Genomic DNA, 25,999 nt, shown 5'->3' on the forward strand with positions numbered 1-25,999 from the left:
GCGATGCAAGGGAGCCCGCCCTTTACGGTGGCATTGTCAATGTCCACGTCGCATAGAGATAGAGTCGATCTTCAACGTTAGGAATCTAACGTTAGGAATCTGAAAATTCCGGACAGGAAGGGGTCGAGTATGTGGACGTGAAAGACACCGCCATGGCGGGACAGTGTCCGGTCATGCATGGAGGCGCTGCGACGAACTTATCTCGCGGACCGTCGAATAGAGACTGGTGGCCAACCCAGTTAAACTTGAGTATTCTGCGTCAACACGACCGAAAGTCGGATCCGATGGACGAAGACTTCGATTATGCCCAGGCGTTTGAACAATTGGATTACCAGGGGCTCAAGCGAGACCTGCGCGAGCTGATGACGGACAGCCAGGATTGGTGGCCTGCGGACTACGGCCATTACGGTCCATTGTTCATTCGGATGGCCTGGCATTCTGCAGGCACGTACCGCATCGGCGACGGCCGCGGCGGCGCAGGAACAGGCACACAGCGGTTCGCCCCGCTCAATAGCTGGCCGGACAATGTCCTGCTGGACCGGGCGCGCCGACTCCTGTGGCCCATCAAGAAGAAGTATGGCAACAAGATTTCCTGGGCCGATTTGATGATTTTGGCCGGCAACGTGGCCATCGAATCCATGGGCGGCAAAATCATCGGGTTCGGCGGCGGACGGCGGGACGTGTGGCACCCGGAGGAAGACATCTACTGGGGGCCGGAGACAGAGTGGCTGGGCGACCAGCGGTATTCTGGCGATCGCGATCTGCAGCATCCCCTTGCGGCGGTGCAGATGGGGCTCATCTATGTCAATCCGGAGGGACCAAACGGCAAGCCCGACCCCCTGGCTGCCGCGCGCGACATTCGCGAGACCTTCCGGCGAATGGCGATGAACGATGAAGAGACGGTGGCGCTCATCGCAGGAGGGCATACGTTTGGCAAGGCGCACGGTGCAGGGGACGCGGCCTTGGTCGGGCGTGAGCCGGAGGCCGCCCCGCTGGAGGCGATGGGCATCGGGTGGCAAAGCCGGTACGGTACGGGGAAGGGCAAAGACGCCATCGGCAGCGGTCTGGAAGGCGCCTGGACGCCCAATCCAACCAAGTGGGACAATGGTTATTTTGAGATGCTGTTGCGCTATGAATGGAAGCTGACCAAGAGCCCTGCCGGCGCGTATCAGTGGGCGCCAGTCGACCCCGCACCCGAGCACCTCGCACCCGACCCGGAAGACCCGTCCGTTCGTGTGCCAACGATGATGCTCACCACCGACATTGCGCTGCGGGAAGACCCGGAATATGCGAAGATTACCCGCCGCTTCTACGAGAACCCAGAAGCGTTTGCGGACGCGTTTGCGCGTGCCTGGTTTAAACTCACGCACCGCGACATGGGCCCCCGCGTGAGGTATTTGGGCCCGGAGGTTCCGGAAGAAGAATTCATTTGGCAGGACCCGATACCGCACGTGGACACGGAATTGACGGATGCAGACATCGCGGCGCTCAAAGCGCAAATTTTGGCTTCCGGGTTGACGGTCGGCGAGTTGGTCACGACCGCCTGGGCGTCCGCCAGCACCTTCCGCGGGTCGGACCTGCGCGGTGGCGCCAATGGGGCGCGCATTCGTCTCGCGCCGCAAAAGGACTGGGAAGTGAATCAACCAGAACAACTGGCAAACGTACTAGCCGTACTGGAACGCATTCAACAGCAGCAGGAGAAGCAGGTCAGCCTTGCCGATTTGATTGTGCTTGGCGGCAGCGCGGCCGTGGAGAAGGCGGCGCGGGACGCGGGGGTTGATGTCACGGTTCCGTTTGTGCCCGGGCGCGGTGACGCCACACAAGACCAGACGGATGTCGAGAGCTTTGCGGTACTCGAACCGGTCGCGGACGGGTTTCGGAATTACCAGAAGCAGCCCTATGGGGTCCATGCGGCCGACCTCCTGGTTGACAAGGCGCAGCTGCTGAATCTCACCGCACCTGAAATGACGGTCCTGGTGGGCGGCATGCGGGTTCTCGGGACCAATTATGGCGGTACAAAGCACGGCGTTTTCACCGACCGGGTCGGTGTGCTGACGAATGACTTCTTTGTCAACTTGCTGGATATGCGCGTGGCGTGGCAGCCAGTGGAAGGCGGTGTCTTTGAAGGGCGTGATCGACAAACAGGTGAGTTGCGCTGGACGGCAACGGTGGTGGACCTCGTGTTTGGCTCCAACTCAATTCTTCGCGCCCTGGCGGAGGTGTATGCGCAGGACGACAACCAGGAGAAGTTTGTGCGTGATTTTATCGCCGCGTGGGTCAAGGTCATGAATGCCGACCGCTTTGACTTGCAGAGGAGGCAATCGGCGGCGCAAAGCCAGGTGGTTGGATAGCTGTGCAAGGAAGCTGAACGGTTTCTCCCAGGTTCTTCGCAGGACGGCAGCTGACCGACAGAGCCCTTGTCACCGTGATAAGGGCTCTGTGGAGTACACAACGGGGGTGTTCAGTGTGGCGGATGAGACCCTGAACCTGTTGCGGAGATTGATGATCGACCAGGCGCTCGAGGCCGGAGACAAAGAAGCGTTTCGCAACTTGACAGGCCCCAACTGGAAAGCGTTTGTGCTGGATACGGGAGATGAGCCGGTGGAAACGGCTGACCCACTGGCGTTTCTCGCAGAGGACCCGCATTTCTGGGATTTGCGTCTGTACGACACGATGGCCCTCCGTCCATACGTGAACTACCGTTTTCGGGACACCATCAACGGCGTCTTGTACATCGGAGAAATCAGGATTCCCCTGGGGTGGTCAGGAGACATTGAGGCCAAGTTCTATCCACGTCCGTCCAATGGCCCAAAACTGGACCCGCCGGCGTGGTTTCAATCCCTGCTTGCAAGTACCGTCGCGGTGCTGAAACTGGACCGCGTGGAGTGAGCCGCATGGGCGTGCGCGGTCAGCGCGCCGCAGAATCGTCGAGGCCGCCGTTCAAGCACAGGGGCCCTCGACGTAACAGGCGCGATCCCAACGGTACCAGGTGCCAGGGGCGGTTGGGGACGCCCTTTTTGGGTCTGCGTACCCATTGGGGTGTGCAGCGTTCGGCATGTCTGCAGGTGAAGTGCTACAATGTTCATGTGTTGATAAATTGAAAGTTAGTGATGAAGTGGAAGAAGGGGGTGCGCAGGTATGCGAGTTGTGTGTGCGGGCGACAGCCTGACCCGAGGGGTTTCCTACATTCGTGGGCGCCTGCGGATTGTACGCGAAACGTATCCGTCTTTGCTTCAGTCCCTTTTGGAAGCGTATGAAGGGATCGACGTCGTCAACAGCGGCGCCTTCAATGACAATTCGGATTCGCTTCTGCAGCGGCTTGACAAGGATGTGCTGTCGCAGCAACCGGATGTCGTACTGATTGAAATTGGGGCCAACGACGCTGACTTCCGTTGGCAAGAGGTGTCGGAAGCCCCGGACGAAGAACACGTCCCCAATGTGCCAATCGAACGCTATCTCAAAAACATGGGGCATATCGTCCAGGCCGTACAGAGAATCGGCGCACGGCCCATTGTGTTGACCCTCCTCCCGCTCGACCCCGTTCGCTATTATCAACGCCTTTCCACACGTTTTGGTAAACAAATCTCCCATTGGATTGCGCGCTGCGGCGGCATAGAATACTGGCACAATCGGTATGACAAAGCGCTGCGCAAGTGTCTCGAGGAGCTCCGGGTCGACCAAATTGATGTGCGCGCCGAGGATGAAGCCGTTGAGTTTTGGCGAACGATGCTGAGTGACGATGGCATTCATCTCACCGCGGCTGGCTATCAGCACCTGAGTCGAACGGTGTTTTCAGCGCTGAAGAAGCTGGGGGTTGTGCCGCTGGTGGAACAGGAGGCGTTCTTAGCCTGAGGCCCATGCGCGGTGCACAGCCCCTGCGTGCATAGCCCCCGCGGTGAAAAGCCAGCTTATGATTACAGAAGCGGCAGACCGCGGGGGGTTATCTGACCTTTGATGAAGTTTTATGTCTACGATGCGCAAGCGCAAGTGATTCGGCATGACTGCCGTCTGGATGAAATTCCAGCGTTCATCCACAACGAGAACTTTCAACTGTGGATTGATGTGTATAATTGGGATCCGGCCGATCCAGCCGAACTGAAGGCCATTGCCGACGTATTTCAATTCCATCCCCTCGCCATTGAGGACTGCATCTATGAGTCTCCCCGTTCGAAGGTCGATCGGTATGACCGGTATGACTTTTTTGAACTTCATTCTTTGAAATATGACGAGCACAGCGACCACGAAATCACGATTGAAGAATTGAACGTCTTTTTGGGGAAGAATTTCATCGTCACGGTGCACCAGCATGCGATTCACTCGATTGGCATGATTGCGGCAAAGTCTCACACCGACCCAACCTTGATGAGCAAGGGGCCGGAGTATTTGCTGTATTCCATTGTGGATGGTATCACCGATACCTATTTTCCAATCATTGAACGGCTGTCGATGCGCATCGACGAACTGGAGGATGAAATGTATGAGCACCCTGCGCTGGCGATTACGGAGGAATTTCTGGCCTTGAAACGCACCATTGTGCTGATCCGCAAAGCGATTGAGCCGCAGCGGCGGATTTTCGCCAATGTCAATGCGCCGTTTTCGTTCACGGTTCGACCGGAAATCCGGCCGTACTACATGGATTTGTCCGACCATCTCGAGCGCATCACGGATTCTGTCGAAGTCTTCCGGGACCTGGTTCAGGGTGCACTGGACACCTATTCCTCGCTGGGAACCGCCAAGACGAATGAGACCATGCGGGTTCTGACGATTATCACGACGTTGACGGCCATGATGACGTTCATCACTGGGATTTTTGGCATGAATGTGCCGCTGCCGTTTCAGCGGTCCTGGTGGATGACCGTGGTTGTCATCCTGGTAATGGCGGCTTTGTCCGTTGGGATGCTCTACCAATTCAAGAAACGAAAGTGGATTTGACGCAGACAGGCATGCGCCGCGGCCATGTTGCGTAATGTTTTCTTTGTCTCCGTCATACGTCGACAAATTTTGTAGACCGGCCGTGATACCGTATGATATACACGATACATATCAAACATTTTGGAAGGTTTGTGCTTTGACTCGAAGCCCAGGAGGTGCCTCATGATGAAGAAAAAGGCGTGGATCGCGGTCACCAGTGCATCGCTCACCGCCAGCGGATTGCTGTTTGCGGCTGCGACGCCAGCAATGGCCAATCAAACCGTTTCCCAGGGGGTTGCATCACCCGCGGCTCAAAATGCCACGGTGTTTGGGGATACCCCGGCCGACCAGCCCGTGACGGTCAGCATCATTCTCAAAACCAGAAATGAGTCGCAGCTCGACACATACATTCAACAAACCGTGACACCGGGCAGCCCGAACTATCGGAAGTTTCTTACCACACAGCAGTTCGCACAGGCGTACGGTCAATCCCCGCAGGTGATTCAGGCCATTGTCTCGTATTTTCAGTCCTACGGTATTACATCGCAAGTCTATCCAGATAACTTGGATATTACATTGAATGGCACAGCCGGACAGTTCAATCAGGCGTTCGGTGTGACGTTGCAGAACATGCAGTACAAGGGTCAGAAATTTCACGGCGTCAAACAGAACCCGAAGGTACCCTCCAGCATCGCAAACGTGGTGTTGGCGGTGCTCGGCCTGACCAATTATGCGCCGTTTACGTCAAGCGCCGTGCATACCTCGGCCTCGGTTTTGCAGAAGGGGGCCGTGTCGTATACGCCTGCGGACGGCGCCAACACGCCGGCCAACGTCGAGACGCCGCAGGACTTGGAGAATTTGTATGACGTGTCGCCGCTCATCAAGAAAGGCGACCTGGGCCAGGGTCAAACCATCGGGATCGTCACATTGGCCAGCCTCAACCCGAGTGACGCATACGCCTTTTGGAACGCCTACGGCATCCCGTCGTCGAGCAGCCGCATCTCGCTGGTGAATGTGGACGGGGGCGCGGGAACGCCTTCGCTGGCTGCCGGTTCGGATGAGACGACGCTGGATGTGGAACAGTCTGGTGCCTTGGCGCCCGATGCCAACATCATTGTCTATCAGGCACCCAATACAGACTACGGGTTTGTGGACGCGTTCTTTGATGCCGCATCAGAGAACAAGGTTGGTTCACTCTCCGCCAGTTGGGGGCTGAGTGAAGACGCCGTGAATGCGATGGTGGCGAGCGGCCAGGAGACGCCAAATTACGCGCAGGCTTTCAATGAGGCGTTTGAAGAGGCAGCGGCGCAGGGCATCAGCAACTTCGCTGCGACCGGCGACTACGGCGCTTATCAGGCCACCAGTGATCTCGGCACCACCGACCTCAGTGTCGGCAACCCTGCGGACAGTCCGTACGTGACAGCGGCCGGGGGAACCACCCTGCCGAGTTCGGACAGCCCGATACTGCAGTCCCTTGGCATCTCGATCCCGGCGGAACGGGCCTGGGCCTGGGATTATTTGTTCCCGCTGTGGCAGGAGTTTGGTGCCCCAGATGAACAAACCTGGGCTGAAGAAAACGCGGCTGGCGGCAACGGCGGCTACAGTGACATCTTCGCGGAACCGAGTTACCAGCAGGGCATCAGCGGCGTGAATCGTTACAGTGCCGTGCAGTGGTTTACGCCGATTGACCAGAATTCGGCCTGGAGCTTTAACCCAACGCCGCCTGTCGTCACGGGAACCAGCAACGGCGGGCGTGCAATGCCGGATCTTTCGATGAATGCGGACCCGTACACCGGGTATGCCATCTACAGCACCCTGTTCTCCGGGACATCGCTGGAAAATGCGGGGATTCCCAACTGGTCGGCTGGCTGGGGAGGAACAAGCTTCGTAGCGCCCCAGTTGAACGGTATCGCTGCACTTATCAACACGGCCAATCACGGGCGCGTCGGGTTCTGGAACCCGCAAATCTACAGCTTTGCGAAACAGCATGCATCTCCGCTGCATCCGCTGGACACAACCGGCACGAGCAACGACAACCTGTACTACAGCGGTACGCCCGGCACCATTTATAACCCTGCAACGGGGCTCGGCACGCCGGATGTGGCGAAGCTGGCAGCCGACTTTGTCGCGGGAAGCGCGAAGTAACGCAATTAGGACGGCCGGCCACCATAAGGCCGGCCACCGTATGGGCGGATTGGTGGGGGGGTAGCGTTGGGGCGTGTGCCGAGGGGGGCGGCCCGGCGGAGGCTAGGGAGCCCTTCCCGCCTTAAGCTCGCCCGCGGCGGCCGGATCGGAGGAGGATAGGGAGCCATTCCCGCCTTAAGTTCGCCCGCGGCGGGTGGCCCGGTGGGGGATAGGGAGCATTTCCTGCCTTAAGTCCGCCCGCGACGGCCGGATCGGAGGAGGATAGGGAGCATTTCCTGCCTTAAGCTCACCCGCGACGTCCGAATCGGAGGAGGATAGGGAGCATTTCCTGCCTTAAGCTCGCCCGCGACGTCCGAATCGGCGGAGGCTAGGGCGCCTATCCTTCACCTCAATCCCCCCGCCTCTAAAAATCTTTCATCTCCAGCAAAATCGGGCAGTGGTCGCTTCCGAAAATGTGGGAATCGATGCGCGCTTCCAGGATGGCGGGGCGCAGGCGTGATGACACCAGAAAGTAGTCGATTCGCCATCCTACGTTTCGTTCACGCACTCCGGGCATGTTCGACCACCACGAGTAGGCGTCGGTGCGGTCCGGATACAAATATCGGAAGGAGTCCGTAAAACCGGAATCGAGGAGCAGCGTCATCTTTTCGCGCTCTTCCTCTGTAAAGCCCGAGTTTCCGCGGTTTCCCTTTGCATTCTTGAGGTCAATTTCCTGGTGCGCCACATTCAGATCGCCGCAGATGATGACAGGCTTTTTCGCATCCAGCCCGAGGACATACTTTCGAAAACGTTCCTCCCATTCCAGCCGATATGCCAGCCTGGACAAATCTCGTTTCGCATTCGGCGTATACACAGTGACGAGATAGAACGAATCAAATTCGAGGGTGATGATTCGGCCCTCAGGCTCAGATTCTTCTTCGAGTCCGTAACGAACCGATCGCGGCGTGACCTTCGTGAACACAGCCGTTCCCGAGTATCCCTTCTTTTCGGCATAGTTCCAATACTGCTGGTAGGCGTCTCCGAGATCCAGCTCGATTTGTCCTTCCTGCAGTTTCGTCTCCTGCACGCAGAACAGATCTGCGTCGATTTCACGGAAGTAGTCATAGAATCCCTTGTTGACGCACGATCGCAAACCGTTGACATTCCACGATACAAGTTTCAGTGTTCCAATCCCCTTACTGTTGGCTGATGTTGTGCCCTAGTTTAGCAAATGCGGCGCGCGTTGAACAATCTCTTGGACAGGCCCGCGCTGCCTACGTCGGACGCCACGAGCGGGGCGCTCGTGCTGTTTTCGATCGGTTCCACTGAGGTCGGCGGGCCTTTGCGAGTTGGAAATGGGTGTTTGATTCAAGGTAAGAGGCCTTGACGGGCGTGCGGACGCCTTCATACAGGTATATCAACCGATGAGAAGGTGGATGGCTGGACGCGGGGTCGGACGGGGCCGACGGCGCGCGGCGCACGGCGCACGGCGCACGGCGCACGGTGTGGGGATTCGCCGTCTGTTGCTCGAAGGAGGTGGGTACATGGACGACTTCAAGAAGGAAATTCAAAAGCTCGACCTGGGTGATTTACGGGCCGACAAGGTGAAGCCTGCCGACCAGAGCGGCGACATCGAGATGGTGCAGTGGCGATGCGGGGGATGTTTCCGCTGTTTCCGCTGCGGCGGGTGCGGCGGGTGTGGCGGCTGCTTCCGCTGCGGTGGGTGTTTTGGCTGTTTCGGCTGCTTCTTTTGGTAATCCAATTCCCCTCCACACTCACGGTGAAGCAAGACGTATCACAAGTCAAATCCCCATCCAAGCCATACGGCTCGGGTGGGGATTGTTCGTGGAACCGAACGACCCCGTCGACGATAAGATAATGGAAATTTCATGTGCGCTTGTTGCACGACGACGCACGGAAGCTGTACCAAAACCATCGCCTTGCGGAGGGTAACCATGGCCAGTGTCCAACCTTGGATGCGTTTAAAAGTCAAAGCGGATACGTTCTTTTTGCCTGACGCGGACGGCGCAGTCTACTTTCGAAACAACGTCGGGTCATTCCGGATGGAGGGGGCCGCTGTCCTGTCCTGGCTTGAAAAGCTCCTGCCCGCATTCGACGGCCGGCAGACCTTGGAGCGCCTGACGGAAGGACTGCCTGCGCCCTATCGGGATCGCATCTACCAGATTGCAGACATCCTGTACGACAATGGCTTCGTTCGAGATGTGAGTGGAGATGCACCCCATCAGCTCTCGGACAGCGTGCTTCAGCACTTCGCACCGCAAATTGAGTTCATCGACAACCTGGTGGGCTCAGGCGCGCACCGGTTTCAGAAGTACAGACATGCGCGCATTCTGACCGTCGGGTCCGGCCCCATCCTTCTGTCGCTGGCCGCAGGCCTGCTGGAGTCTGGGGTCAAGTCGCTCCACCTGGTGCAAACTGCGCCAGGGTCGGTCGACATCACACCGCTGCGACACCTGGCTGCTTCGTACGGACCTTTGGACGACCTTGGTTCTGTGTCGGACTGGAGTGTGCAGGCTGCCGATCGCGATGGGCTGCACGCCCTCCTCGCGACCATGGACATGGTGCTGTTTGTGTCCGAATCCGGAGACATGGATGAACTGAACCGCATCGAAGCCGCCTGCAACAACGTGCGCCGGTCCTGGATGACTGCGGTGGTGCGGGAAGGGGTTGGCATCATCGTGCCCAGTGTTCGGGAACCGGGTGTGTCCGACCCGCCACCCTCCTTTCAAGCCGTGTTGCGCCGAATTCATCAAACCGTCTTTGATTCACGGTTGAAGAACGCTGAGTTGGACGCTGCGAGTGGTGCCGTGTTGGCGAATGTCCTTGTTTTTGAATTGTTCAAGACCCTCACGGGTGTAGAGACCAAGGCACAAAGCCGCGTATACACCCTGAACGTGGAGACGCTGGAAGGGAAATGGCACGATGTCGTCCCGCCGGTGGCACAGGGGTGGGATGGGCACACCCAGTACATCGAGCGCATCGAGCACATCGAACACCCCCTTGCACAGCTGGAGGCGGATGCGCCCCGCGCCGAGATGGCCGACGTGCTGGCATTCTTTACCCGTTTGACGCACGGTACGACGGGCTTGTTCCACATCTGGGATGAGGGAAACCTGCCGCAGCTGCCCCTGGCACAATGCCGCGTGCAACCGATTGACCCGTTGTCGACGGGGCCAGCGGAATTGTTGCCGGAAACGCGCTCGACGGGATGGACCCATGATGAAGCACGTTATGAAGCGGGACTGACTGGCATTGAGCGATACGTAAAAAGGCGCGCTGCCAGCTGCACGGGGCAGCCGGTGCTGGGGGTTGGTGCGGGGCGTACCCAGACGGAAGCCATCGGACGAGGACTGGTGGATTGGCTCGATTCCGCTTTCCGTCTGGAGCGTCGGCGTCCCGCTGCCATCCGCGCGGTCCAACTTGGACAAATCCGCGATGAGCGATGTCGGTTTTTCTTGCAGGCGCTTCGTGCGGCGAGCTGTGATCCGGTCCTTGGGCTCAGCGAGTTCATGGGCTGTCCGGTCGTTTGGGTCAGCGTCAAGCCGTCCAGCGCTGCCCAGGCAGGCCTTCCACGGTTCTATGGAACGGTGGGGCTGTCCTTGCCGATGGCGATACAGCGCGCGTTGCATTCCGCTCTTTGGCGCGAAAGCGGGTCCTTGCAGAACGCAATTCTGGGTGACGAAGGGGACCCAAGTCTGCAAGCCCTGCTGACGCAAGATGCGGCAACCACCCGTATCGACGTCGAACCCTGGGAGGGTTTCGACCGGGCAGAGGTAGGTGCCGCCTGGGAAAACATCACGCGCGCCGGCCAGCGCCTCACGGTCTTCGACTTGGCCTCCGAACCTTTTTTGCGCGAAGTGTTCGCTGCTGTGGTGGGTGTGTCCGTTGACCCAAGGGGCGTGTGAGCGAGGGCATGCGTGCGGCGGCGGCGACTGGTATGAGGAGGATCACGATGAACTCACGGGTGTTGGTACTGGGCGGCGGGATGTTTGCGGATACGGTTTGTCAATGGCTGCAGCGAGACGGGATTTGTGACTGTACGCGGTTGCCGGCGGTTCCCACCGAGCGCCTCCCTGCGGCGGACTTGGCCGTGGTGCTGGACGACGGCTGGCACCCCGCGATTCACGCCGCCGCCGAAGCGGTATTTCGCAAGGCTCGACTTCCTTGGCTGCGCGGGTACATCGCCTTTGGACACGGATACATTGGCCCCCTGGTGCAGCCTGGACAGCCGGGATGTTCCCATTGTGCGGATGGACGCATGCTCATGGCGGAGGCTGATCGCCGCGAAATGATGCAGCTTCGCATGCAACTCGCGGCGGAACAAACGGCTCGTCCCGATGCTTGGGCGACGCGCACGGGGATTCGGCACCTGGCGGCGCTCGTGGTGGCCGAGGTGCGGCGCATCCTGCACGCCGTTGAGACCTGCCGCGTGGTGAATCATACGCTGTGCGTTCGACTGAAGACCCTCGACACCACACGCCACTTTATCCTGCCTGATGCCGCGTGTCCTGTGTGTGGAACACTGCCTGAGGATACGGAAGAAACAGCGCGCATTGCGCTTTCCCAGACCTGGAAGGCAAGCGCAGACCGCTTTCGCAGCCGGTCTATCGAGGACTTGTCGCAGCAGCTTGCCCACGATTACTTGGATGCTCGCACAGGTTTGTTGAACGGCAAAGTCTACGACTTGGTCACGCCGTTTGCCGCGGTGAGTGTCAATCTTCCGCTGCTCATTGGAGATGAAGGTGCCTCCGGGCGCGCCCATTCTTATGATGTGTGCGAGCCCATCGCCATACTCGAAGGACTGGAACGCTACTGTGGCTATGAGCCGCGCGGGAAACGGCCAGTGGTGTACGACTCATACGCCCATCTGTGCGACCGGGCGCTCAACCCCGTGACGGTCGGACTGCACGACCCCAGGCAATACAAGCGTCCCGATTTTCCCTATCGCGCGTTTGACAAGGACGCCGCGATGGACTGGGTTTGGGGGTACTCCTTGACGCAGCAGCGGCCCCTTTTGGTGCCAAAGCGGCTCGCCTATTACAGCCTGGGGTGCCAGGGCGGATTTGTCTATGAAACGTCCAACGGCTGTGCCATCGGCGGCAGTCTGGTGGAAGCTGTCTTCCATGGGACCCTCGAACTGGTCGAACGCGACGCATTTCTGATGACATGGTACGCCCGGTTGCCGTTACCGGCAATCGACGTGTCTGCCTGTAAAGACGTCACGTTACAGTGGATGATTGAACGGGTTCGGACGGTGACAGGGTATGACCTGCACTTTTACAATGCCACGATGGAAAACGGAATTCCGACGGTGTTTGTCATTGCCCGAAACGCGCGGCCGCACGGATTGCACCTGCTGTGCTCGGCGGGGGCTCACGTGGACGCCTTGAGTGCCATCAAGGGGGCGATTCACGAGACGGCGGGCATGCTCTTGCGCTTTGATGAGAAACTTGAGGCGGAGCGGGCGACGTACTTACGGATGCTGGAGGATTCATCGCTGGTTCGGCACATGGATGACCATTCTATGTTGTATGGCCTCCCGGAAGCAGCGGGGCGGCTTCGCTTTCTGCTGGATGACAACCGGCCCGTGCAGTCGGTTGCCGAGTTTTCCCGGACGTGGCCGAGGCACATGGACCTGACGGATGACCTGATGGACTTGCTGCAGGTGTTCAACCGACTGAACCTGGAGGTCATCGTGGTCAATCAGACATCCCCAGAACTTGCGAGAAACAACCTTCATTGTGTGAAAGTCATCATTCCCGGGATGCTGCCCATGACGTTCGGCCACCACCTGACCCGGCTTGAGCATTTGCCGCGGGTGTTGACCGTACCCATGAAACTGGGGTATGTCCAACGGCCCCTCAGACGGAAAGACTTAAACCCCAATCCGCACCCCTTTCCGTAAGACCTGCCTGATGGAGGGATCCCGATGCAAATTCACGATTTTCTCCACCATCTCCACTTTGACATCGACAAGGTCAGCCCGCCTGACGTCGAAGTGGACTGGGAGGACGCGCCGCTCTCGTTTAAGTTGTATCAAGGACGCCCCACCGTTGCGCTTTGGCCCGATCGTACGCCGGATGAAACGCCGGTCCGGCCGGCGGATGGACAGCGCGTCACGCTTCGCCGGGTGGGCGGTTTTCTCCGGGACAGCTATGGCATCACCCAGTTGTGCCATGCGGTGTTCCCAGCGGCAGGCGACACGGACGCGCCGCACAGCATCGCGCAGATGTTCCGTCGTTTCGTTCCGTCTGGCGGCGGACTTTATCCCAGCGAACTGTACGCCTATTTGAAAATTGATGAGGTGAAGGCGGGGGTTTATCATTACGACGCGGCACACCACCGGCTGGTTTATCTGCGGGAAGGCAACTACGACGGGTACTTGGAACGCGCGTTCGGGCAGCCATGCAGTCTGTCGACCTCGTTCGGGGTGTTGTTCGTGTCAACGATGTTCTGGAAGAACTTCTTCAAATACCATAACTTCTCGTACCGGCTGCAGGGGCTGGACGCGGGAGCGCTGATTGGCCAACTGCTCGCAGCAGCTGAACCGTTCGGGTTTCAGGCGCGCGTTCTGTACCAGTTTCTCGACGATGCCATCCATCACTTGCTGGGCCTCGACGGGCAGGAGGAGTCGGTGTACGCCGCAGTGGTTCTGACCACGGATGGGCATGCCATCGGGGCGGCTGGCTCGGGTCAGCATGGGGGGCTGGAGGCGGTATCGGCACAAGCCCTCTGCAAGGAGCTCCCGGAAGTGAAATACAAACATTATCAGCGGTCCAAACATATCGTCCCATACCCGACGCTGCTCGCCGTCAATGAAGCTTCCAAGCTGCACACCACGAAAGATTTGCTGCAGGTGGCCCTGCACAGGCACGACGACGCACCAAACGGTGTGGGAACGAGACAGCGGCGTTCCGAGCGGAGCGAGCGCCCAGACGCTGGCGGGGTAAAGCTCCCGGCCGCACGTCTTGTTCCGCGCGATTTTGCAGCCACATGCCGCAACCGGTATTCTCCCGGGCCGGATTTTGTCCTCGGGAAGGTCGATTCAACCGCATTGTCGACGCTGCTGTGGGAGGCGCTGGGTTGCGCCGCAGCACAGCTCTCCGAGATGGCGCCGGGGCGTCCGCATGACTTGCCCCGCGTCTCTGTTGCGTTTTGCGCACATGGGGTCGACGGAATCCGTGACGGTGCGTATCGCTATCATCCGGAGACGCACAGTGTGACGCTGGTTCGCCCCGGCGACCATCGTCTGCGCCTGCAGCAAGGCATGCCCATCCCGACTGTGAATTTGTTTCAAGTTCCGCTTTGCTTCCACTTGGTCGGTTCCCTGGAAGATGTTTTGGCAGCGTACGGGACGCGTGGATATCGGATGCTGCAAATGGAGGTCGGGGTGGTGTTGCAGCGGTTACTCTTGTCCGCCGCGGCACTGGGAATGAACGGGCATCCCCTGCTTGGGTATGATGAGCGGGTTTGCGACGACACGTATCACTTGAGTTCACACGAGGAGACCTGTCTGATTCAAGTACCCGTGGGCTTCTACCGAAAGACCGCCCGCTTCGAAGGGACGCTCCAGGTGTGGTGAGCGGGCGGGCACTGCGAGGGGGGACCCGCGGGCGCGCGCCGATGGCTCGCCTCACAGATGGGCCGCATTCGATTCCATTTTGGGGGGGAATCGACAATTCTGTCCGGATGCCTTTGTGATACAATGCAGCCGAAAGGGGGCATTCACAATGGATGTTTTGGAAGCCATCCGCACCAGACGAAGCTGGGGCGCCGTACATAAGGATGTTTTGCCGAGTGACGAGGATATTCAACAGATTTTGGCTGCGGGCACCTTTGCGCCCACCCACCACCGAACGGAACCGTGGCGGTTTTTTGTCATGAAAGGAGAAGGACGGGCGCGGTTGGGCCATGTGCTCGCCGAGATCGCCCTCGAAAAAGCCGCGGGGCTGCCGGAGGCAGAGCAGGAGGACATCAAGGCCAAGGCATTTGCGAAGGTGCTGCGCGCGCCGGTCATCATCGCCATCACGGTCGTGCCATCGGAGGATGAGCGGGTGGAGTGGATTGAGGAAGTCGAGGCGGGGGCAGCCGCTGCGCAGAACATGCTCCTGGCCGCACACGGGCTGGGGTACGGTGCCATTTGGCGCACGGGCAAGCAGGCGTACCACAGGAAGATGAAGGAACTGTTTCAACTCCCTGAACGCGGTCAGGTCGTCGGCTTCATTTACCTTGGGCGCCCGCTCCACGGCGACCATCTGCCGGCGGCGGTTCGCACACCGGTTGAACAGAAGACGGTTTGGTGGTCTACGGAATCGTAGGCCGCTTCCTTGTTGCCGAGACACATCATTAACTGACAAAGGACGACTGACAAAGGACGTGGCAGTGGATTTTGGACGAGGCCAATCATGCATCCAAGCGTTCCATAGGCACAGAACCTTCGTTGCGCACAGCCCCCTCATTTCTAAGCTTCTGGGCCGCGCGGGTCTTGGCGTCCACCTATTCGCAGATGTTCACGGTGGCCATCGGCTGGCAAATGTATTCGCTGACGCACAGCGCTTTCAGCCTTGGCTTTGTTGGACTGGCCCAGTTCATTCCGACGCTGTTGTTGACCTTGGTGGTGGGGCATGTCGCGGACCGTTATGACCGCAGACGCATCATGTCGCTGTGTCAGCTGGTCGAAGCCCTTGCTGGTGTCTTTCTACTCTATGAAAATCTCGCGGGTACGCTTGGCAGCGGGCAGCTCTACGTGATCGCGGTTGTACTTGGTGTGACCAGTGCATTTCGGGGGCCGGCGTCATCCGCCTTGCTGCCGCAGCTGGTGACGCGAGCATGGATGCCACGGGCCATCGCGTGGAGCACCTCTGGGAGCCAGGCGGCGCAAATTGTGGGGCCGTCTCTCGGCGGGCTGCTGTTCGCGGCGGGGCCGACGTGGGTCTACGGTACGACCGCGCTGGCCGCGTTTTTGGCGGTGGTTTTAACAGGCTTCATCAAAGTGGAGCACCCCGTCAAGGTGACCAAGGGCGCGTCCCTCGCATCCCTGCTCGAAGGCCTTGTGTTCGTACGGCGTCATCCCGTCATTTTGGGGACCCTGTCGCTCGACCTGTTCGCCGTCCTGCTGGGCGGCGCGACCGCGCTTTTGCCCATCTACGCGCAGGACATTCTGCGCACCGGGCCGTTGGGCCTTGGGCTGATGCGAACGGCCCCAGCTGTCGGCGCACTCATCATGTCTGTCGTGTTCGCCTACTTCCCGCTGCGGAAGAAGATTGGTCCGACCTTGTTTGGCGCGCTCGGTATCTTTGGATTGTCCACCATGCTGTTCGCAGTCTCGAAGAGCCTGGTGCTGTCTTTGGCTGCGCTCTTGCTGATTGGTGCTTCCGATGTGGTGAGCGTCGTGATTCGGACCTCCCTCGTCCAGCTGCAGACGCCGCACGAGATGCAAGGGCGGGTGAACGCGGTCAACCAGCTGTTCATTGGCACGTCGAATGAACTCGGCGAGTTCGAGTCGGGGATGGTGGCCGGCTGGATTGGGGCAGTGCCAGCTGCACTGATTGGCGGTATTGGCACACTGGTCGTGGCGGCGCTGTGGATCTTTCTGTTTCCTTCCATCTGGCGGATTCGCTCTCTGTCGGAAGGGTGAGGTTGGTTTGTTACATAAAGATAGACACTTTAAAAACGCAAGCACAAAGAGTAAGATCGACGAAGGAGCCTGTTCGAAGCGGTCCAACCTGTGGGGCCATGCGGTCCATCTGTGTGGGGCAATCTCGTACATAGGCATCGCGCCTGCGCAGGAACCTGCTGGGTAGGCAGCGACGTGGAGGAGGTAGAGGGTATGTCCTTTCAAAATCAGCGTGTGGTGATTGTCGGCGGCACATCCGGCATTGGCTTGGCGGCTGCGAAGTCTTTTGTTGCGCAGGGGGCGGCGGTCGTCGTGGCGAGCCGTTCACAAGCGAAAGTAGATGAAGCGAAGCAAGCGTTGGGCGCCCAGGTACAGGGGCACGTCCTGGATTTTCGCAGTGAAGACGATACAAAGGCGTTCTTTGCCAAGGTGGGAACCTTCGACCATCTTGTTGTCACGGCCGGCGGCGCGGTGATGGGCCCCTTCGACACGCTGCCCACGGCTGATGTGCGGGCGGCGTTTGACAGCAAGTTCTGGGGACAATACCTGACCGTGAAGGCGGCACTGCCATACATCCAGAAGACCGGGTCCATCACGCTGACGTCCGGTGTCTATGGCAGCCGCCCGCCGCAAGGCGCTTCGACGCTGGCGGCCATCAATTCCGCTGTCGAGGGACTCGTGCGCGGCTTAGCGGTGGATCTGGCCCCGATTCGGGTGAATGTGGTGTCGCCCGGGCTGGTGGACACCCCCATTTACAGCGGGATGGACGCTGCCAGCCGCCAGGCGATGTTCCAACACGTGGCGGATACACTGCCGGTCAAGCACATCGCGCAGGCGGAGGAGATTGCCGAAGCGTACGTCTATCTGGCGAAGAACACGTTTACGACCGGAACCGTGATTCAAATCGAAGGCGGGGCGCTGCTGTCGTGATTGCAACCCGGCGCGCATCCGAGGCGGCGGCGTGCGCCGTCATTTCAGTATCGTCAGCCGTCCGTACAGCACAGCCCGTTGTAAAAAGAGGAGGAAAACGACCATGAAAATTGCGATCATCGGCACGGGCCATATCGGCGGGACGCTGACCCGCCGTTTGACGAAACTCGGGCACCAGGTGTCCATTGCAAACTCGCGCGGTCCGCAGACCTTGGCCGATCTCGCCGCTGAGACGGGGGCCACACCCGGGGTGCCGCGGGACATTGTGCAGGGAGCGGACATCGTGATTGTCACCATCCCGCAGAAGAACATTCCGAACCTGCCGAAAGACCTGTTTGCGAATGTACCGGAGACGACGGTGGTGATTGACACCGGCAACTACTATCCGAAGCAGCGCGACGGAAAAATCGAGGAGATTGAGGCGGGCATGCCGGAGAGCCGGTGGGTGGAGAAGCAGCTGGGCCGGCCGGTTATCAAGGTGTTCAACAACATTTACGCGAAACATCTGCTGGAAAAGGGCGTCCCCGCGGGTACGCCTGGGCGCATCGCGCTGCCGGTGGCGGGGGATGACCCTGTCGCCAAGCAAAAGGTGATGCAGCTGGTGGATGAATTGGGGTTCGACCCGGTGGACGCCGGCACACTGGACGAGTCCTGGCGTCAACAGCCGGGCACCCCTTGCTATGGTGCAGATTTGGACGCAAAAGGCTTGAAAGAGGCCCTGCAGGCGGCAAGTCCGGTGCGTACAGCCGAGTGGAGGGCATGACGTGGAAATTGGGATCAGCACCTTTGTGGAGACGACCCCCGATGTGGAGACGGGGGTTGTCATCAGCCACGCGCAGCGACTGCGCGAGGTGGTAGAGGAAATTGAACTGGCCGACCAGGTGGGGCTGGATGTGTTTGGGGTCGGCGAGCACCACCGCAAGGACTATGCGTCCTCGTCGCCGGTGGTGGTGTTGGCAGCGGCGGCGTCGCGGACGAAGCGCATTCGGCTGACGAGTGCGGTCACGGTGCTGTCGTCGGCCGACCCGGTGCGGGTGTTTGAGGAGTTTGCGTCGCTCGACGGGATCTCGAACGGCCGCGCCGAAATCATGGCGGGCCGGGGCTCGTTCATCGAGTCGTTTCCGCTGTTTGGGTACGACTTGAACGACTACGACGCGCTGTTCGCAGAGAAGCTCGACTTGCTGCTGAAGCTGCGCGCCTCGGAGAAAGTGACGTGGAGCGGCAAATTCCGCCCGGCGATTCACGACCTCGGCGTATATCCGCGGCCTGTGCAGAACCCGCTGCCGGTGTGGATCGCGAGCGGCGGCACCCCGGATTCGGTGGTCCGGGCGGGGCTGTTGGGACTGCCGCTGGTGCTGGCCATCATTGGCGGGAGCCCGCGCCAGTTTGCGCCGCTGGTCGAGCTGTACAAGAAGGCTGCGCTGCACGCGGGGCACGATGCGGCGAAGCTGCCGGTCGCGTCACATTCGCACGGGTTTGTCGCGGAGGATACGGAACTGGCTGCGGAGAAGTTTTTCCCCTCCACGCAGCAGGCGATGACGGTGCTGGGCAAAGAGCGCGGGTGGGGGCCGTACACGCGCAGGCGGTTTGATGCGGCGCGCAGTTTTGACGGCGCGCTGTACGTCGGGGATCCGGACTGGGTCGCGAAGAAGATTGTTGACCTGCGGAAAAACGTTGGCATCACGCGCTTTTTCCTGCATGTTCCGGTGGGCACGATGCCGCATGACGATGTGATGCGAGCCATCGAGCTGCTCGGGACAGAGGTGGCGCCGCGCGTGCGCGAAGAAGTTGCACAGTGGGAGGCTTCCCAGTAAACATCGTGGACGAAGGAAGCCGGCGGAGCCGGCTGGGGCCCGGGCTGGGGCACCGCATCAGGTCACATGCAGATAGACGGTGATGCTGTGCCCGCCCGCCGTAATGTGCACCGGCCACGTGCCGGGTGTGGTGTTGGACCCCACCAGCCATCGCCAGGTGATTCGTCCCTGGCTGTTGGCAGTCTCAGGCTCAAGCCCATGCGCGTGGCTTGGGCCTGATTTGTAGTCGACTTCAATCTTGCCTGCCGTGCCGGGGCTGGTTTGAATCGTAACGCTGGCATCGTTGTCCGGCGCGACCGTCAGCTGCGAGGCGACCACCTTCAGCGCGGCGGTGTTGGAGGCTGTCGCCTGGCGGGCAGACGAGCCGCCGCTGTGTGCGGTTGACGAAGATGACGAAGCCGAGCCGCTGCCGCCGGTCGTCGAGCTGGACTGGCCGTAGTGATGCGCGGCATCCCACTTGAGGGCCACGCTGACGCTGTACCCGGTTGGCGTCACATAACCCGGAATGCTCCAAATATCGAGGTGGTGCGACTTGGCGTAGGCCTGGGCCGCGTCCAACTGCGGCAGATAGTCGGTGTTTGGCGGTTCTACGTAGGCCACGCGCGCTAAACCCTTGCGCACGACGTCCTCATTGTACATATCGGTCTTTGTCACGAAGACATATGCCAGGAGCCGCCCGTACTTGTCTGTGGTGGCACCCGGTTTGCCTTCTTGGATGTAGATGTGTTTGCCGACGGGCAGGACTTGTCGCGCGTATGCCGCGGCCTCCAGGCTGTAGGGCTCCACCGGCGTGTCGGGTTTGACATCCTCCGGCGTGTCAATCAGCAGCATGCGGACGGTGTAGTCTTTTCCGCCCATCCGCACGTGGATGGTATCGCCGTCTGTCTCCTTCGACACCACGACGGGAATCAGGGTGCCGGTCGGTCGAATGGTGTCATTGGTCGATCCGGCCGTGACAGTGCGGGCCGCTGTCGTGGCATTGGCCGTGGCTGCGTCGCGCTGCGCCGCGTTCTGAGTCGTTCCGGCCGCGGCCGCGGCATGCCCGCTTCCGCTGCCGGCGGCACTTGCGGCAGAACTTGCGGCGGTATGGTTCGAAGCAGCGGCTTGAGCATGCGCCGGGGCCGTCGTTGCCAACGTATCGTTGGAACGAACGGGCACGATGGCGAAGCCGATGAGCATCAGCACGATGGCCAACGCGTACTGCCGCCCCTTCCGCCTGCGCCTGCGGTCGAGCCATGTACCGAGAAGCCCGAAGAACGCGAAGAGAAGGACACAGACCCCCAGAATCCAGCGAATCACGTGCATCGTTTCTCCACCTCTCGTTCTTCATCTTACAAGAATGAGGGCAGGAGATAAATTGGTTGTTGAGGAGAATCAAACCAGGGTGTGCCGGATGGCAGCAAAGAAGGGCAAAAAAACTGCCGATCTGGGCATCCGGCGCCGGCAAAGGCACGGTGACGGCCCAAATCAGCAGTTTTCGTCATCTCATGAGATGCCTGCGCAATCGCTGCGCCGGCTTACTTCTTCGGCTGCACGTAGACGCCTTTTTCGTGCGAGAACTCCCGGAATCCATAGACGCCGTGATACGATCCGATGCCGCTTGTGTTCACGCCGCCGAACGGCAGCTGCAAATCCGAGTAGTGAATGACCACGTTGTTCACGGACACATTCCCCGACGTCGTCTGATTGACCACCCGGTCAATCACGTCCTGGTTCTGGCTGAAGATGTACAGTGCGAGCGGCTTGTCGCGCTCGTTGACGTATGTGATGACGTCGTCCAGGGTTTCATAGTTCATCACCGGCAGAATGGGCGCGAAAATCTCTTCCTGCATAATCTTCATGTCCGGCGTCACATGTCTCAGTACGGTCGGTGCGATGAGCCGCTCGGCCGGGTCAAAAATGCCGCCGAACACGACTTCTGCTCCCTTGTCGAGGGCGTCGTCGTACAGCCCCTTGACGCGGTTGAAGTTCCGTTCGTTCACAATCTGTGTAAACTTCTCGGGGTCAACCGCTGCACCGTCTTTGAGATAGCTGTCGGCGAAGCCTTTTAGGTGGCCGATAAAGGCATCTTCGTCCTCCTTGCGGATGAACACGTAGTCCGGGGCGATGCAGGTCTGGCCGGCGTTCATAAACTTGCCAATCGCAATGCGTTTGGCCGCTTCCGCCATGTCGAAATCGTGATCGATGATGGTCGGACTCTTGCCGCCCAGTTCGAGCGTCACGGAGGACAGGTGCTTGGCTGCTGCGGTCATGACGATGCGCCCGACGTTCGTGCTTCCCGTGAAGAAGATGTGGTCGAACGGCTGTTCCAAGAGTGCCGTTGCAACCTCGACTTCTCCTTCAAACACAGCGACTTCGCGCTCGTCGAACGCCTCCCGCACGATGTTCGCCGCGATGCGGCTCGTCTCCGGTGTGAGGTCAGACAATTTCACCATCGCGCAGTTGCCTGCCGAGACAGCGGCGGCCAGGGGAATCATCGCCAGGCTGAATGGGTAATTCCACGGGCCAAGAATCAGACAGACGCCCTTTGGCTCATACATCACAAAGTTTTCCGACGTCGGGTAGAGGGAGGACCCGACCGGCACCGGCGCCATCCAGTCTTCCAAATGGTCCAGCGTGTGCTGAATGGAGCGGATGGTACCGACCACTTCCGCCGCCTTGATTTCCTTGTGCGGCTTGCGCACATCCTGGCGAACGGCTTCCACGATGTCGTCCTCATGTGCCTGGATGACATCCATCAGCCGCTGCAGTTTTGCCTTGCGTTCGGCGGCTGTGGTGCGGCGCACCGTCCACTGATGCTTCTTTTGCAGTGCAAACACGCGCTCGATGTCCTGTTTTACGTTTGTCGTGATCTCGATACTCATCGGAGCCAGCCTCCCCATCATAAAGAATCGCTGCGGTCTCGACCGGCAGGCGGGCGTTCGTCCACCGAACGGCCGGTCGGAAGTTTCCTGCAAAACATCCACAAAGCGAGCGACTGCCAGCGTCAAGCGGGTGACTGCGGACCTTCCGGCGGGAAGTTAGAATTGATTGACCACGGTGACGCCCACGCCGGAGAAGTTGCTCATATCCTGGAACGCATCTCCAAGTTCCTCCAAGGAGATGGTTTTCGTGACCAATTTGCCGGGCTCAAGGCGCCGTTTGGCGACCATTTGCAGCATGGCCGGAAATTCCGGCACCGGCATCCCGAACGACCCTGCAATCTGAATTTCGTTTTCGACAATCAAGTTCAACGGCAATTCCACCATGCCACCGTTTTCATACGAGGTCATGCCAATCTGGACGTGCCGTCCCTGTTTGCGAAGGCTCTTGACCGCGTTGACCGCTGTCTCCTGAATGCCCAGCGCGTCGATGGAGACATGCGCGCCGCCGCCCGTCAGTTCGCGAATGGCCTGCGAAGGTTTGTGCCTTGTGCTGTTCACCGTTTCCACAGCGCCAACTTGTTTCGCAAAGTCCAGTTTGTCGTCGGAAATGTCAACGGCGATCACGTTTGCGCCCATGGCGGTTGCGATCTGTATCGCAGACAAGCCCACACCGCCTGCGCCGTACACGGCCACCCATTCGCCCGGTCCGACCTTGCCGCGCTGTGTGACACCGTGAAACGCGGTCATGAAGCGGCAGCCCATGGCGCTTGCCTCAACAAACTCCACGCCATCCGGCAGGTGAATGAGATTGCCGTCCGCATGCGGGATGTGTGTGTACTCCGCAAAGCCGCCCTTGTAGGTGAATCCAGGCATCTGGCGGTGTTCGCAGACATTCTGGTGCCCGGCGATGCAGTACGGACAGCTGCCATCGCCTTGGCTGAACGGGACAATGACGCGATCGCCAGGTTTAAAATTGCGGATTTGCGACCCTGTTTCCACCACGGTGCCGCTGATTTCGTGACCCAGTACATGCGGCAGCGGGGGCACAGCTTTTTCTCCCCATTCCCCAACCCAGGCATGCCAGTCACTGCGGCACACGCCGACAGCCTCAACCTTCAGGATGACGCCCTCGGGCGTCAGCTCGGGATCGGCAATTTGCCGAACCACCAGTGGAGCGTGAAAGGCTTCCAGGACAGCGGCTTTCATCGGGTCAACTCCTGTCTTCTGAATCGATAGGGTGAAAAGAACACCTACACGCTTCTAGTATAGTGGTTCCGCCCGCGGCGCGCATCATCCTGACTTTTCCAGCCTGCGCTGTTCTGCATCGCGGAATTCTATTCCAAGAAATCATGAGTCTCACATCCGCACAATAGATTATTTCATGGAAATCGTTTTCAAGCAACATCTCACAGACCGTCACACGGGCACGCGCACCGGGTTCGCAGTCCGCGCGGCGACGGTCGGAATGAAGGGAGGAAGAAGTTGTGGAGGGCCTCTTTCATCAAATTCTGCTGCCTGTCAGTGGTTCGATGCTGGGCTCGTTTCTGGTGGGCATGATTCCGATCGCGGTTGTGCTCGTCCTGCTCGGCATCGTGCGAACGCCGGCGTGGATTGCCGCGATTTCCGGACTCGTTGTTGGTTTCATCATTGCGCTCGCCGTATGGAAAATGCCGGCACACCTCGCGTTGTCCGCGGTCGGAAACGGGGTGGTGTTCGCACTGTGGCCGGTGATGTGGATCGTGTTTGCCGCGATGTGGCTGTATAACCTCAGCCAGCGCACCGGTGCGTTCGACCAGTTTCGACAGTGGATGTACCACTACGCCACCGCAGACCGGCGCATCCAGGTACTCATCATCGCCTTCAGTTTCGGCGCTTTGATGGAAGGGATTGCCGGGTTCGGGACGCCCGTGGCGATTGCCTCCGCCCTGTTGGTGGGGCTCGGCTTCCCGGTGCTGGACGCCGTCGTGTTCGCTTTGATTTTCGATACCGCGCCCGTCGCCTTTGGCGCGCTGGGCGTGCCGGTCGTTACCCTCGGGGCAGTGACGAATCTGCACGTCAACGCATTGTCCGCCATGGTTGGGCGACAGTTGCCGATTTTTGCGCTGATTCTTCCATTTTATGTGCTTGTGGTCATGGGCGGCTGGAAGGCGCTGCGGGGTGCGTGGCCCGCAGCACTGGTCGCTGGACTGTCGTACGCGCTGACGCAGTTCGTGGTGTCCAATTACGTTGGTCCAGCACTGCCAGATGTCCTGGCGGCGCTGGTTTCGCTCATTTGCATCGTGTTGTTTACCCGCGTCTGGCGTCCCAAAGATACGGACCAATACCAGTCGTATGCGCACAGCCGGACGGTGCAGGCGGGGTTGAACGCAGGCGGTGCCGGCGGATGGCGCGGCTGGGTGCCGTGGCTGACCGTGACCGTCGTGGTCATCATCTGGACGTTTGCGAAACTGTCTTCGATTGGTCAGATGGATGTGAATTGGCCGGGGCTGAACAACCTGGTCTACCTTACTCTGTACCATAAATTGTACGCTGCTACATGGTCGTTCCAGCCGCTCGCCACAGGCACCGCAATCCTCGTGTCGGTGATTCTCAGTGCTTTGATGCTGCGCGCCAGCTGGCGCGATTTCTTCGGTGCGGCAGCAGACAGCTGGAAGCAGCTGTACTTTCCGATTTTGACGGTGGTGTGCATCGTAGGGCTCGCCTATCTGTATAACTACTCAGGCATGGCGTATACCCTTGGCATCGCCGTGGCGGCCCTGGGGGCGCTGTTTCCATTCTTCTCCGGGTTTCTCGGCTGGATTGCCTGTTTTCTGTCCGGGTCAGACACCTCTTCGAACGCCTTGTTCGGCAACCTTCAGGTTGTTGCGGCCAATCGGCTGCACCTGAATCCGTATTTGATGGCTGCAACAAACTCCAGCGGGGCGGTCATGAGCAAGATGATTTCGCCCCAGAACGTCAGCACCGGGGTGTCGACGGGGGAATTGCGAGGCAAGGAAGGATTGGTGATTCGGCGGACGTTTCTTCACAGCATCGTTTTGACGGTGCTGCTTGGCATTCTCGTTGTGCTCCAAGCCCACGGATGGAGCGGAATGGTGCCCAAGGGGTAAGACCGGTACGAGCGCAGTTAGAAACTGGGCGGGGTCATGGCCCAAATCGAACGGGACGTGACCTTGCCCGGGTTGGCAAATCGGTGGGGAGTGGACGACGGGAACGAAATGCTGTCCCCCTCAAACAGGTGAATCTCGCGCGTGCTGAGGCGGACGATGAGTTCGCCTTCCAGCACGAAGCCGCATTCCTCGCCGCTGTGTGTCACCATGTCTTCCGGGTCGTGCGCCGTGCCCGGTTCAATCTCGACCAACAAGAACTCAATTTGTCCCTGCAGGTTCGGGCTGAGCAGCTGGTATCGCACGTGGGAGTCCGGAAATTGGATGATTTTACGCTGGTTCTTGCGCACCACCAGCGTTTCATCCGAATCCTGCTTTTGAAAAAAGTCGTGCATTGGGGTGTCGAGGTAGTTGCAAATCTTCCAGAACACAGTGAGGGTCGGAATGACCTTGCCGCGCTCCACCTGGCTGATGAGGCTGGCGCTGACGCCGCATGCCTCTGCAAGTTCCTTGATGGTCAGTCCTTTGAGCTGGCGGATTTCCCGCAGTTTGGAGTAATCAAATTCTGACATCGTGACATCCCCCACCATGACGCAGCGATTCCAAATCGATCGG

General features: G+C 59.5%; 20 protein-coding genes. 15 read left to right on the forward strand and 5 right to left on the reverse strand.

Translation table 11 applies throughout. The features are described 5' to 3' along the window. Positions 1–152: 152 nt before the first annotated feature. The 5 genes from katG to JI721_RS09490 all read left to right on the forward strand — a co-directional run bounded on the left by katG (position 153) and on the right by JI721_RS09490 (position 7,056). Entirely contained in the window at positions 153–2,351 is a 2,199-nt protein-coding gene (katG, locus tag JI721_RS09470) for a catalase/peroxidase HPI (RefSeq protein WP_274457774.1), read from the forward strand. 115 nt (positions 2,352–2,466) lie between these two features. After that, a complete protein-coding gene (locus tag JI721_RS09475) occupies positions 2,467–2,889 on the forward strand; it encodes an IDEAL domain-containing protein (RefSeq protein ID WP_274454638.1) in 423 nt (140 codons plus the stop codon). Positions 2,890–3,138: 249 nt separating this feature from the next. Next, positions 3,139–3,852 (forward strand): SGNH/GDSL hydrolase family protein, encoded by a 714-nt coding sequence (locus JI721_RS09480; protein WP_274454639.1) that lies wholly within the window; start codon positions 3,139–3,141, stop codon positions 3,850–3,852. A 102-nt stretch (positions 3,853–3,954) separates the two neighbouring features. Then, positions 3,955–4,932: a magnesium transporter CorA family protein gene (locus JI721_RS09485; protein ID WP_274454640.1), complete on the forward strand. Its 978-nt coding sequence runs from the start codon at positions 3,955–3,957 to the stop codon at positions 4,930–4,932. A gap of 162 nt (positions 4,933–5,094) precedes the next feature. Next, a complete protein-coding gene (locus JI721_RS09490) occupies positions 5,095–7,056 on the forward strand; it encodes a S53 family peptidase (protein WP_274454641.1) in 1,962 nt (653 codons plus the stop codon). A gap of 403 nt (positions 7,057–7,459) precedes the next feature. Here the strand turns inward: JI721_RS09490 and JI721_RS09495 are convergent, their stop codons facing one another. After that, positions 7,460–8,218 (reverse strand): exodeoxyribonuclease III, encoded by a 759-nt coding sequence (locus JI721_RS09495; protein ID WP_274457776.1) that lies wholly within the window; start codon positions 8,216–8,218, stop codon positions 7,460–7,462. A 361-nt stretch (positions 8,219–8,579) separates the two neighbouring features. Here JI721_RS09495 and JI721_RS09500 point away from each other — a divergent pair, with 361 nt between their 5' ends. From JI721_RS09500 to JI721_RS09540, 9 genes are all read left to right on the forward strand, one after another. Further along, positions 8,580–8,792, forward strand: coding sequence for a heterocycloanthracin/sonorensin family bacteriocin (locus tag JI721_RS09500; protein ID WP_274454642.1), 213 nt, complete (start codon positions 8,580–8,582; stop codon positions 8,790–8,792). A 198-nt stretch (positions 8,793–8,990) separates the two neighbouring features. Beyond that, complete coding sequence (locus JI721_RS09505) at positions 8,991–10,961, forward strand: bacteriocin maturation protein (protein ID WP_274454643.1); 1,971 nt, start codon at positions 8,991–8,993, stop codon at positions 10,959–10,961. Between the two features lie 47 nt (positions 10,962–11,008). Further along, on the forward strand, positions 11,009–12,961 hold the full coding sequence (locus JI721_RS09510) for a TOMM precursor leader peptide-binding protein (protein ID WP_274454644.1): 1,953 nt from the start codon (positions 11,009–11,011) through the stop codon (positions 12,959–12,961). A 24-nt stretch (positions 12,962–12,985) separates the two neighbouring features. Continuing rightward, complete coding sequence (locus tag JI721_RS09515) at positions 12,986–14,638, forward strand: SagB/ThcOx family dehydrogenase (protein ID WP_274454645.1); 1,653 nt, start codon at positions 12,986–12,988, stop codon at positions 14,636–14,638. A 148-nt stretch (positions 14,639–14,786) separates the two neighbouring features. Beyond that, a complete protein-coding gene (locus JI721_RS09520) occupies positions 14,787–15,374 on the forward strand; it encodes a nitroreductase family protein (RefSeq protein WP_274454646.1) in 588 nt (195 codons plus the stop codon). Between the two features lie 167 nt (positions 15,375–15,541). Then, positions 15,542–16,693, forward strand: a complete 1,152-nt coding sequence (locus tag JI721_RS09525; protein ID WP_274454647.1) for an MFS transporter — start codon at positions 15,542–15,544, stop codon at positions 16,691–16,693. A 192-nt stretch (positions 16,694–16,885) separates the two neighbouring features. Then, positions 16,886–17,602, forward strand: a complete 717-nt coding sequence (locus JI721_RS09530) for an SDR family oxidoreductase (RefSeq protein WP_274454648.1) — start codon at positions 16,886–16,888, stop codon at positions 17,600–17,602. A 103-nt stretch (positions 17,603–17,705) separates the two neighbouring features. Further along, positions 17,706–18,365: an NADPH-dependent F420 reductase gene (locus JI721_RS09535; RefSeq protein ID WP_274454649.1), complete on the forward strand. Its 660-nt coding sequence runs from the start codon at positions 17,706–17,708 to the stop codon at positions 18,363–18,365. A 1-nt stretch (position 18,366) separates the two neighbouring features. Further along, the gene (locus JI721_RS09540; RefSeq protein ID WP_274454650.1) at positions 18,367–19,416 is read left to right on the forward strand and encodes an LLM class flavin-dependent oxidoreductase; all 1,050 of its coding nucleotides are present in this window, start codon (positions 18,367–18,369) and stop codon (positions 19,414–19,416) included. 57 nt (positions 19,417–19,473) lie between these two features. Here JI721_RS09540 and JI721_RS09545 read toward each other — a convergent pair whose 3' ends face one another. The 3 genes from JI721_RS09545 to JI721_RS09555 form a co-directional block, all read right to left on the reverse strand. Beyond that, entirely contained in the window at positions 19,474–20,721 is a 1,248-nt protein-coding gene (locus tag JI721_RS09545; RefSeq protein ID WP_274454651.1) for a thermonuclease family protein, read from the reverse strand. A 212-nt stretch (positions 20,722–20,933) separates the two neighbouring features. Further along, entirely contained in the window at positions 20,934–22,268 is a 1,335-nt protein-coding gene (locus tag JI721_RS09550) for an aldehyde dehydrogenase family protein (protein ID WP_274457779.1), read from the reverse strand. A 168-nt stretch (positions 22,269–22,436) separates the two neighbouring features. Next, positions 22,437–23,486 (reverse strand): zinc-dependent alcohol dehydrogenase family protein, encoded by a 1,050-nt coding sequence (locus JI721_RS09555; RefSeq protein WP_274454652.1) that lies wholly within the window; start codon positions 23,484–23,486, stop codon positions 22,437–22,439. A 278-nt stretch (positions 23,487–23,764) separates the two neighbouring features. Here JI721_RS09555 and JI721_RS09560 point away from each other — a divergent pair, with 278 nt between their 5' ends. Further along, positions 23,765–25,387: an L-lactate permease gene (locus tag JI721_RS09560; protein WP_274454653.1), complete on the forward strand. Its 1,623-nt coding sequence runs from the start codon at positions 23,765–23,767 to the stop codon at positions 25,385–25,387. 17 nt (positions 25,388–25,404) lie between these two features. Here JI721_RS09560 and JI721_RS09565 read toward each other — a convergent pair whose 3' ends face one another. After that, complete coding sequence (locus JI721_RS09565) at positions 25,405–25,956, reverse strand: helix-turn-helix domain-containing protein (RefSeq protein WP_274454654.1); 552 nt, start codon at positions 25,954–25,956, stop codon at positions 25,405–25,407. Positions 25,957–25,999: the final 43 nt, after the last annotated feature.

This window comes from Alicyclobacillus cycloheptanicus (assembly GCF_028751525.1).
GTDB lineage: Bacteria > Bacillota > Bacilli > Alicyclobacillales > Alicyclobacillaceae > Alicyclobacillus_L > Alicyclobacillus_L cycloheptanicus.